General features: G+C 44.2%; 11 protein-coding genes. 6 read left to right on the top strand and 5 right to left on the bottom strand.

Annotated features, from left to right (window positions below; all coding sequences use genetic code 11):
- Positions 1-242: hypothetical protein (locus QUA00_RS34995; RefSeq protein ID WP_333413106.1), on the bottom strand; the 242-nt coding region annotated here is incomplete at its 3' end.
- A 6-nt stretch (positions 243-248) separates the two neighbouring features.
- Positions 249-941 (bottom strand): 2-C-methyl-D-erythritol 4-phosphate cytidylyltransferase, encoded by a 693-nt coding sequence (ispD, locus tag QUA00_RS34990; protein ID WP_333413104.1) that lies wholly within the window; start codon positions 939-941, stop codon positions 249-251.
- 172 nt (positions 942-1,113) lie between these two features.
- Here ispD and QUA00_RS34985 point away from each other — a divergent pair, with 172 nt between their 5' ends.
- Positions 1,114-2,076 carry a glycosyltransferase family 9 protein gene (locus QUA00_RS34985; RefSeq protein WP_333413109.1) on the top strand — a complete coding sequence of 321 codons (963 nt, stop codon included), beginning with the start codon at positions 1,114-1,116 and terminating at the stop codon, positions 2,074-2,076.
- Between the two features lie 109 nt (positions 2,077-2,185).
- On the opposite strand, the gene QUA00_RS34980 is transcribed toward QUA00_RS34985, so the two are convergent.
- On the bottom strand, positions 2,186-2,479 hold the full coding sequence (locus QUA00_RS34980; protein ID WP_333413102.1) for a TRADD-N-associated membrane domain-containing protein: 294 nt from the start codon (positions 2,477-2,479) through the stop codon (positions 2,186-2,188).
- A 208-nt stretch (positions 2,480-2,687) separates the two neighbouring features.
- On the opposite strand from QUA00_RS34980, the gene QUA00_RS34975 reads away from it, so the two are divergent.
- The 5 genes from QUA00_RS34975 to QUA00_RS34955 all read left to right on the top strand — a co-directional run bounded on the left by QUA00_RS34975 (position 2,688) and on the right by QUA00_RS34955 (position 8,422).
- On the top strand, positions 2,688-2,900 hold the full coding sequence (locus QUA00_RS34975) for a hypothetical protein (protein WP_333413100.1): 213 nt from the start codon (positions 2,688-2,690) through the stop codon (positions 2,898-2,900).
- A 160-nt stretch (positions 2,901-3,060) separates the two neighbouring features.
- Positions 3,061-4,437, top strand: a complete 1,377-nt coding sequence (locus QUA00_RS34970) for an AAA family ATPase (RefSeq protein ID WP_333413098.1) — start codon at positions 3,061-3,063, stop codon at positions 4,435-4,437.
- Between the two features lies 1 nt (position 4,438).
- Positions 4,439-6,427 (top strand): WD40 repeat domain-containing protein, encoded by a 1,989-nt coding sequence (locus QUA00_RS34965; RefSeq protein WP_333413096.1) that lies wholly within the window; start codon positions 4,439-4,441, stop codon positions 6,425-6,427.
- Positions 6,424-7,572, top strand: coding sequence for an ATP-binding protein (locus QUA00_RS34960; protein ID WP_333413094.1), 1,149 nt, complete (start codon positions 6,424-6,426; stop codon positions 7,570-7,572). The genes QUA00_RS34965 and QUA00_RS34960 overlap by 4 nt, the downstream gene beginning before the upstream one ends.
- Positions 7,573-7,840: 268 nt before the next feature.
- Positions 7,841-8,422, top strand: coding sequence for an HAD family hydrolase (locus QUA00_RS34955; protein ID WP_333413092.1), 582 nt, complete (start codon positions 7,841-7,843; stop codon positions 8,420-8,422).
- Positions 8,423-8,437: 15 nt separating this feature from the next.
- Here QUA00_RS34955 and QUA00_RS34950 read toward each other — a convergent pair whose 3' ends face one another.
- Positions 8,438-9,667 carry an ATP-binding protein gene (locus tag QUA00_RS34950; RefSeq protein ID WP_333413090.1) on the bottom strand — a complete coding sequence of 410 codons (1,230 nt, stop codon included), beginning with the start codon at positions 9,665-9,667 and terminating at the stop codon, positions 8,438-8,440.
- 6 nt (positions 9,668-9,673) lie between these two features.
- Positions 9,674-10,159 carry an ATP-binding protein gene (locus QUA00_RS34945; protein ID WP_333413107.1) on the bottom strand — a complete coding sequence of 162 codons (486 nt, stop codon included), beginning with the start codon at positions 10,157-10,159 and terminating at the stop codon, positions 9,674-9,676.
- Between the last annotated feature and the right edge of the window lie 82 nt (positions 10,160-10,241).

Raw genomic sequence — 10,241 nt, 5'->3', positions numbered from 1 at the left:
CAAGATGCCTGTTTCACAACACACAAATTATTATTAAACAGGCAAGATGCCTGTTTCACAACACACAAATTATTATTGAACAGGCAAGATGCCTGTTTCACAACACACAAATTATTATTAAACAGGCAAGATGCCTGTTTCACAACACACAAATTATTATTAAACAGGCAAGATGCCTGTTCCACCACTAACAAATTATTGATTGTGGAACGGGCATCTTGCCCGTTCTTAAAAATACTCAACAAATTCTATTTACTCTTATCTGTTCTCTGTCGCAAAATAAACTCCGCTAGTGCTAAATCAACGGGTGTTGTGACTTTCAAATTCGTCTCTTCTCCCTCCACAATTTGCACTGGTAAACCGCATTTTTCAAACAAAGCCGCATCGTCGGTAACTTCCCAACCTTTTTGTCGCCCTTCTTCGTGACACTGCTTTAACAATTTCACTTCAAATCCTTGGGGAGTCTGGGCAGCCCACAAATTGCTTCTGTCTGGGGTGTCTCGCACGATCCGACGCTCATCTACGACCTTAATCGTATCCTTGACCGGGACGGCGACAATCAAGCCCGGACAGGTCAAGAGGGCCTCTGCCGATCGATCGAACAATTCAGCAGTTGCCAAACACCTCGCGCCGTCGTGAATCAACACTCGATCGGCATTGGGCGGCAAAGCTTGCAAACCGTTGTAAACTGACTCTTGCCTGGTGGCGCCTCCTTGAATCAGTTCCACGGGCATAACCAAAGATAAATCGCTCAGAATTGCTTGAAAATCAGGAAAATCGTCTGGCTGGCCCATGATGCCAATCCAGCTAATGTGCTGCGAAGCTTCAGCCGCAGCCAAAGTCCAACTCAGCAAAGGTTTAGAGAGCAAAGTCAGCAGCAGTTTGTTCCGCTGACTCCCCATCCGTCGCCCCGAACCCGCTGCAGGAATTAATAAGTGCATTTACTAACCGTTTTTAACCCAACTAGATATATATAATAAGAGCGTCCTGTACTTTTGAGTCAGTTGTTTAGCTGTCAGCCAGTAGATTTTAAGGTCTAGAAATACTATAAGCTGATAGTTGAGAGCCGATCTCTGAGAGCTACCTCGATCAATAATAGCCCGATCGTTTATGATGCGAATACTAGCACTTGTCCCTGGCGGGATTGGCGACCAAATTTTATTTTTCCCCACTCTTGATGACCTCAAGCAGTCTTATCCCGACGCGCAAATTGATGTCATCGTGGAACCGAGGGCAAAGGGTGCTTACCGAGTCTGCAAATCCGTCAAAGAAGTCTTGACGTACAATTTCAAAGACCGCAACGCTATGGCAGATTTGGGCAATTTACTGGGCGTAATTCGCGATCGCGAATACGAAGCAGTTATTTCCCTCGGCCAGCGGTGGACTGTAGGGCTGCTGCTGTGGCTGACCGGCATTCCGCAGAGAGTTGGCTATTCGGGAACCAACGGTGCTCGATTTCTCACTGCTGCTGTACCGCTGAAAACTGAACAGTACGCCGCTTCAATGTACCATGATTTGCTGCAAGGATTTAACATTACAAATCCTTGTCCGGCGATCGCAATTAATGTACCAAAACAGGACATTCAGTGGGCGGAAGCCGAACAGCAGCGGTTGGGCGTAAAAGAAAGCGGCTACATTTTGATTCACGGCGGTTCGAGTCAATTAGCTGTGTCTAAAGGTATTGACAAAATTTACCCTACAGACAACTGGAAGCAAATAATTGAAGATTGTCAGCAGCGGCAGCCGAATTTGCCTGTTGTTGTTGTGAAAGGCCCAGAAGATGCAGAGTTCGTGAGAAAGTTAGTCGAGTTATGTCCCAATGTAAAAGTTATCTCGCCGGATGATGTCGGCAAGTTGGCGGCGACAATTGCTGCTGCTAATTTGATGATATGTACGGACAGTGCGCCGATGCACTTAGCTGTGGCGGTTCAAACTTATACAATAGCTTTGTTTGGCCCGACTGAACCGGCGAAATTGTTGCCAAAGAGCGATCGATTTTTGGGCATTAAATCTCCTACTGGCAAAATGGCAGACATCTCTCCTCAAGATGTTTTGAAGAAGGTTTGGGGCGGCTAAAAACTAGGATATCTAAGCAGGACACGGCAGTGCCGTGTCCCTACGATTTAGCTGCTTTTCAGGCCCGGCCGGGGGACGAGGAAAGAAGTCGGGAAGCTAAAACTCGATGTTAGTCTTCCAAATCATCCATCATCTGCAGCAATTCCTTCTTCTTTTGCTTGGCAAACTCAATGCTGCCCAAACTTGTCAACAATCCACCCGAAGCAGTGAGAGTAGCCTCTGAGATTTTCTCACAAAATAGAAGTCCGATCCCTCCGAAAGTAACCATTGCCGATGCGGCGGTGACACAAAGGGCAAGATTGTAGCTTTGGCGAACTTGCCGCAACGATTCTCGCAGCATTTCTTTCTTAATTTCGCTATAATCTTCATCAGGTTGCGAGTTGCCGAATAAGTTAAAATTCATAACTGTTTCCTTTCCTAAATACTGATAAGTTTTTGTTTCTACAATTACTCTACCGAAGCAAACAGCCAGAGTCTAGGGCGGATAGGGCGAGTTTTAATTTGCGATCTGCCCTAATTTTTGGGGCAGATAGGGCAGGAGATTACAACCTATCTGCCCTAGACAGACAGAAGTATTTAAATATAGAATGTGAGTGCGATCGGAGTTACGGATGAATAATCATGAAATCTCGCTGCCGCTAGCCCCCATGCTGTTTCATTTCCCCGAAATCCGCCAGGGAATGAATTCCCTGGCTAATAGCAGAAGTCGGTTAAAACCGACTAAAATACTAATTTTCAGTCCTCTTAAGAGGACTTTCGCTATGAGACAGGGAATTCATTCCCTGTCGGACTGTCGGACTCTCCCGGAACCCGCCAGGGAATGAATTCCCTGGCTAATAGCAGAAGTCGGTTAAAACCGACTAAAATACTAATTTCCAGTCCTCTTAAGAGGACTTTAGCTATGAGACAGGGAATTCATTCCCTGTCGGACTGTCGGATAATCGAATTAACTGAAAAACCAATAACAATAGCTAACAAATTACTATGCGCGACTCCGATAAAGTTCAATCGAGTGCAAAGGGAAAAGAGTATCTCCGAGAACAAATTAAAGAAAAAGGTTTTACTCAAGAAAAACTTGCCCAAGTCGCCAAAGTTTCCACCGACACGATTAAGCGCTTACTTGGTACAAAAGACTGCCCCAATGGCGTAGAAAGATGGCCAGTTACCAACATAGCTAAAGCATTAGGAATAGAACCCACAGATATTGTTGACCCAAAAGATTGGAATGCAGACAATTCGCTGCCCCCAGAGTTTGAATCACTTATAGCAGAAAAAATTAAAACCTTTTGTGGCCGCCAATTTGTTTTTAAGGCTTTTCAGCAATTTATCACCGAAAATCCTTGCGGTTATTTTACAATTATCGGGGATGCGGGAATGGGCAAAAGTTCGATCGTTGCCAAATACGTCTCCGAACATAAATCTCCCTGCTATTTCAATATTCTCGTCGAAGGACGCAACAGACCAGAATTATTTTTGAAGAGCATTCGCCAGCAATTAATTGACCGCTATCAATTGCCAAATTCAGAAAATGCCGATTTACCAACTTTACTGGCAAAGGTGGCGGAAAAACTTACTTTGGGTGAACGTTTGGTAATTGCGATTGATGCACTGGATGAAGTCGCACAAGAAGCGGGAGAAAATCTTTTACATTTACCGACTACTCTGCCAGATGGGGTTTATTTCTTGCTGACGAGGCGACCCTATAGCCTCGGCAGAAAGCGGCTGTCTGTATCTCCGGGAGTTCCGGTAAAAGAGCTAGATTTAAGAGACAACAAGTATGTTAATTATAATCAGGATGATATCAAAGAATATATTCGCTTTGTTCTAAATACCGATTCCGATTATAAAGATAGACTGAGAAACTGGATTCAAAACCGCAGCATTCCCGATACAACTTTTGTCGAGCAAATGGCAGACAAAAGCGAAAATAATTTTATGTATTTGCGCTATGTTTTGCCAGCAATTGCTAAGGGCGATTACAATGACTTAAGTTTAAAGCAATTGCCAGACGGGCTGCAAGAGTATTATCAAAACCACTGGGTGCGGATGGGGTTGGAAGCTAAGCCTGGGCAATTGATGGAGATTGTCTTGTATATTTTACTAGAGATTGCCACACCGATTCCCTGCGAGATGATTGCTGGAATTGCCGGGGTGGATGAATGCGATGTGGCACAGGTTTTAGAAGATGAGTGGGTTGAGTATTTGAAAAAGCAGCAGGTAGAAGGAGAAATCTGCTATACCATCTATCACGCTAGTTTTCTTGACTTTCTGAAAGCCAAACGGGAGATGGATTCAAAACGGAAGATTTTTAAGACAGTAAATCAACGGATTGTTGAGTATTTAGAACAGGGGATGGCATGACATGGGAGAATTTGCTGACAAGTTAGCAGCCAAACCACTTGTCTTTCAACGTGCTTGTCTGGGCAGCTTACTGCCAAATTCTATCAAGTCAGGGAATTTAGAAAAGTATTATCAAGCGCTGACAAATTTTGACTTCCTGATGGTAAAAATTCATCATCCTGAGTTCGGGGTGCAGGCACTTATTGATGATTTCAATTTAGTTGACGATTCAGAATCATTAAATCACCCAGAGTACAACCCAGAAAAAGCGAAAGCCCTGAACTTGATTCAAAGGGTACTGTGGATGTCAGCCGATATTTGGGAGCAAGATAAGACACAACTGGCAGGGCAATTGTTAGGGCGCTTGCTACACTTCAACATTCCGACAATTCAGGCAATGTCAGAGATAGCAAAGGATTGGAAAGCTACACCTTGGTTGCGTCCTTTGACACCCTGTTTAAGTCCCCCTCGCAGGGGATGGCTACGCACCCTCCTAGGTCATAGCAGATCGGTAAATGCAGTAGCCGTCACCGCAGATAACAAGCGAGTGATTTCCGGTTCACTTGACAAAACTCTCAAAGTCTGGGATTTGACAATTGGAAAGGAAATATTTGCTCTCAAAGGTCACAGCAGCTCGGTAAATGCAGTAGCCGTCACTGCTGATGGCAAGCGGGCGATTTCCGGTTCACTTGACAAAACTCTCAAAGTCTGGGATTTAACAACTGGAGAGGAACTGTTGACTCTCAAAGGTCACAGCAGCTCGGTAAATGCAGTAGCCGTCACCGCAGATGGCAAGCGAGCGATTTCCGGTTCACATGACAACATCAAAGTCTGGGATTTAACAACTGGAAAAGAAGAGTTTACTCTCCAAGGTCAGAGCATATTGGTAAATGCAGTAGCCGTCACCGCAGATGGGAAGCGGGTGATTTCTGGTTCATTAGACAACACCGTCAAAGTCTGGGATTTAACAACTGGAAAGGAAAAGAGGGGATTGTTAGCTTTTGTTGGGAAAAGTCTAATAAATTCAAGCGAACTGTTTACTCTCAAAGGTCATAGTGAGCGGGTAAATGCAGTAGCAGTCACCGCAGATGGGAAGCAGGCGATTTCTGCTTCATCTGACAAAACTCTCAAAGTCTGGGATTTAACAACTGGAGATGAAATATTTACTCTCGAAGGTCACAGCAGATCGGTAAATGCAGTAGCCGTCACCAAAGATGGCTTGGCGATTTCTGCTTCATCTGACAAAACTCTCAAAGGCTGGGATTTAAAAACTGGATCTCAACTGTTTACTGTTGAAGCTCACAGCAATTGGGTAAATGCAGTAGCATTCACCGCAGATGGGAAGCGGGCGATTTCTGCTTCATCTGACAAAACTCTCAACGTCTGGGATTTCACAAAAGTCTGGGATTTAACAACTGAAGATGAACTGTTTACTCTCAAAGCTCACAGCGGCTCGGTAAAAGCAGTAGGCGTCACCGCAGATGGCAAGCGAGCGATTTCCAGTTCACATGACAATATCAAAGTCTGGGATTTAACAACTGGAAAAGAAGAGTTTACTCTTGGAAAAGAAGAGTTTACTCTCGAAGGTCACGGCAACTCAAAATCATTATATGTAACATATAAAGTTGCTGTCACCCCCGACCGCAAGCGGGCAATTGCTGGTTCATCGGACAACACCCTCAAAGTCTGGGATTTAACAACTGTAAAGGAAGAGTTTACTCTTAAAGTCCGGGATTTAACAACTGGAAAGGAAGAGTTTACTCTCACAGGTCGCAGCTACTCGGTAAATGCAGTCTCTGTCACTGCTGATGGGAGGTCGAGGATTTCTGGTTCATCGGACAACACCCTCAAAGTCTGGGATTTAAACACTGGAAATGTGATTGCCAGTTTCACAGGTGAAAGCCCGATCGCCTGTTGCGCGATCGCCCCCGATGGAGTCACAATTGTCGCAGGTGCTCGCTCCGGCCGCGTATATTTCCTGCGCCTACAAGGGATGGAGGAACTAACATGAATTCCTCACCTCTGCCAACTCCCATCTATACCGCCGCTTACCCAATTGAATTTCAGCAACTCCTGCGAGAAAAAACCGAGCATTTTACAGGCCGCAAGTTTGTTTTTTCTGCCATTTCCGACTTTCTGAACTCCCACAGCCGCGGTTATTTCACAATTGTCGGCACTCCTGGCTGCGGCAAAAGTTCCATCCTCGCCCAATATGTCACCGCCCATCCTCGCAGTATCTATTACAACGCTGCAGTTGAGGGCAAAAATCGAGCTGAAGATTTTCTCGCTTCTGTCTGCACTCAACTGATTGACAAATACCTTGCCGCCAATGGGGAAACATCGGAAATTGTCAAGCTAAGATCTCAACTTCAAAATCTCGAATCCGATGATGGGAGTTGGTTTCTGTCTTTGTTGCTTCAGCAAATTAGCGATAAATTAAACGTAGCTTGCGAGACGGCACGTCATCGCCAAAAGTTGATAATAGTCATTGATTCTGTAGACGCGATCGCCCGCACCAGTCAGCCTCCCAGCACAAATCTGTTTTATCTGCCGAGATATTTGGGCGATCGTACTTATTTTATCCTCGCCCGCCGCCCGTTTTTGAGAGAGAAATCCGGTTTGTTAATTGAAACCCCCTCTCAAACTCTCGATTTAAGAGATTATCCCGCCCAAAATCGGGAGGATGTCCTTAACTACATTCAGCAATACCTATCAACCGCACCGGATTTAACTCAACCCGAATTCTGCCAACAACTCGCCACTGTCAGCGAAAACAATTTCATGTATCTGAGTCAGATGTTACCTGCCATTAACGAGAATTCACACCCCGATGCTACTCTGGGAGAGTCCTCACTTGTCTCTGAAGTTCCATCTGGTTTAGCAGCGTATTATCAAAACCACTGGCTGCGGATGGGAGGTGAGGGTTTATCGGCGATCGACTTGTCTGTGCTGAATGTTTTGGTAAAATCCCCAACAGGTTTGTCTGTAAGTGCGATCGCCAATATAATTGATCAGGATGAATACGATGTTGAAAAAACATTAGACAATTGGATAGAGTTCTTAAATAAACAAGAAATCGAAGGAGAAATTTGCTATAGTTTGTATCATAATAGTTTCCGCGAATGGCTAGGCAAACAATCTATTTTAGAATCATGATGAGGACACGGCGCCGTGTCCATTGGAGTCAACAAACACGTTAAACCGATAGTCCGACAGGGGTTGAAACCCCGGCCTCAAAGCGAAAGTCCTCGCTTCAGAGGACTAATGAATGATTCAGTCCTCTTTTAGAGGACTTTAGCTATTAGACAGGGAATTCATTCCCTGGCGGACTAGCGGGTAGGCGGGAGGACTAGCGGAGGAAAAGTTTAAGTAATATCAATTCCGATGCCACCGAGTTTTATATTATATCAAAAACAATACAACAATGAAACGAGCAGTATTTCTTGACAGAGATGGCGTTCTCAATATCGAAGTCGGCTACATCCACAAAGTAGAAGATTTGAATTTAATCCCCGGAATAGCCCAAGCTGTACGCCGCTTAAATGACCAACAAATATTTTGCTGTTTGGTTTCCAATCAATCGGGCCCAGCGAGGGATTATAATCCGATTAGCCACATAGAAGCTTTGCACAAACGCCTGTGTCACTTATTAGAAAATGAAGCAGGAGCCAAGTTAGATGCTCTTTATTACTGTCCTTATTTAAGCGCAGCCGAAGGCGGAACAAACCCCGAATTTACGCGGTATTCGACTTGGCGAAAACCAAATACAGGAATGTTAGTAGCGGCGGCTTGGAAATACGATTTGGATTTGCGAAATAGTTTTATGGTAGGAGATAAAGCGACTGATGTTGATATGGCTCACAATGCCGGCTGTACTGGCATTTTGGTGCAGACTGGTTACGGGGAAAGCGTGTTGAGTGGGGAGTATCAGCACCATACTAAACCGGATTTTATTGCAGCAAATTTAGCGGTGGCGGTGGACTGGATTTTGCAACACTTTGATTAGTTTTTGTAGGGGAATTTAAATTTTTTGCCGTTGAGTTGAACAGGAAAGTGCTACGTAAGGAAGCGCGACTGTGAAGGTTGTACCCACGCCCATTTTGCTTTCGCACGCGATCGCGCCTCCTTGCAATTCCACAGCTTTTTTAACAATTGTTAATCCCAAACCGTTACCTTTAATCTTTCCCGTATTCTTGCAGCGGTAGAACATTTCAAATATTTTCCCTACTTCGGTTTCTGGGATGCCGATACCTTCGTCTCGGATACGCATAATTAGTAAGGGGGAGTTAATATTGGTAAATAGGGAATTGCCAAACAAACACTGAGGAGATAAGCAAAAAATAGCTTCTTTGTCTCCTTCGCCTGCTTGACGGTATTCCAATTCCAAGGTGACTTGCCCGCCGTTTGGGGAATATTTCATGGCGTTGACGATTAAGTTAGAAATAATGCCGTGCAGCAATTGTTGATCTAATATTGCACTGGTAACATCTGAGGGGATTAATGTTAGTTTATGCTTGGCTTCATTTCCTAACTGCAATTGAGCGAGCAAGTCTTGACAAAATTCGACTAAATTTATCGGTAATGGATGACATTTGAGTTGACCTGCTTCTGCCCTGCCCATGAACAGCATATCGTCGATTAGCTGGTTCATCTTTTGGGTAGCTGAGTGCACCAGCCGCAGGGTTCTAACTTGCGATTCGTCACTGCTGCGAGTTCGATCGAGCTCTAGAAGTTCCGCAGAGATTAAAATCGCGTTGAGCGGGTTCCGCAATTCGTGAGCGGCCATTGAAATATAATGGTTTTGGCGGTGCGATTTTTCTTCCAGCGACTCTCTAGCTGCTTCTGCGGCTTTGAGAGATTCTCGCATCTTGGTTTCGATTTCGTGTCTGTGCATGGCAATCTCGATCGCCACCCGCAAATCATTTTGTTGAAATGGTTTGATAATATAACCGAATGGATCTGTAAGTTTCGCTCTTTGCAGCGTTTGATCGTCGGCATAAGCTGTTAAAAACACTGTCGGCACATTCCTATTAGTTCGGATTTTCTCGGCCGCTGTTACCCCGTCCATGTCACCTTTAAGCACGATATCCATCAACACTAAATCGGGGGGGTTTTCTATCGCTTTTTGAATTGCTTCTTCTCCTGAAGAAACTGTAGCTGTTACTGCATATCCTAGTTTTTTTAATCGACCTGCTATGTCTTGGGCTACAATAACTTCGTCTTCTACAACCAAAATTTTTACAGGGTTCATTTGTCGTTAAAGGCGCTGCCGATAATTTAACTCTTTAAAAATTAGAGTGTAGCAGGTTCCACACTGACTGTCAATGGCAATACTCGCATCTAATTGGTAAGCCAACATTTTCACTAATCGCAATCCTAATGTTTCAGTATTTTCCACGTCAAAATCAGCCGGAAATCCGCGACCGTTATCTTGAATAGTTAAATGAAATTGGTGGTCATCTATTTCATGAAAATTAATAGATATTTCACCATCTAACTTCGAGATGAAGGCATATTTTAAAGAGTTAGAAACCAGCTCGTTAATAATTAAACCGCACGGAATTGCTGTTTCTATGTTTAAATAAATGGGAGCAATTTTGAGATTAAATTGGATGGAAGTGTTGCCACAACCAAAAGATTGATACAAATTAGCAACCAAATTTTCGACGTAGGGGGACAGGGCGATGCGATCGAGATTTTCTGATTGATACAGTTGCTCGTGAATCAGAGCCATTGAATGGATACGGGTCCATTAGTGACAAGTTAAGGTGAGGGGTAAATTGTCAAGGGGGTATTTACATTGGTTAAAAAATAGATGAAACTCA

The organism is Microcoleus sp. T2B6, from assembly GCF_036700475.1.
Classification (GTDB): domain Bacteria; phylum Cyanobacteriota; class Cyanobacteriia; order Cyanobacteriales; family Microcoleaceae; genus Microcoleus.
Note: the sequence above shows the minus strand (reverse complement) of the source record. Positions and strands in the feature narration are given on the sequence as shown.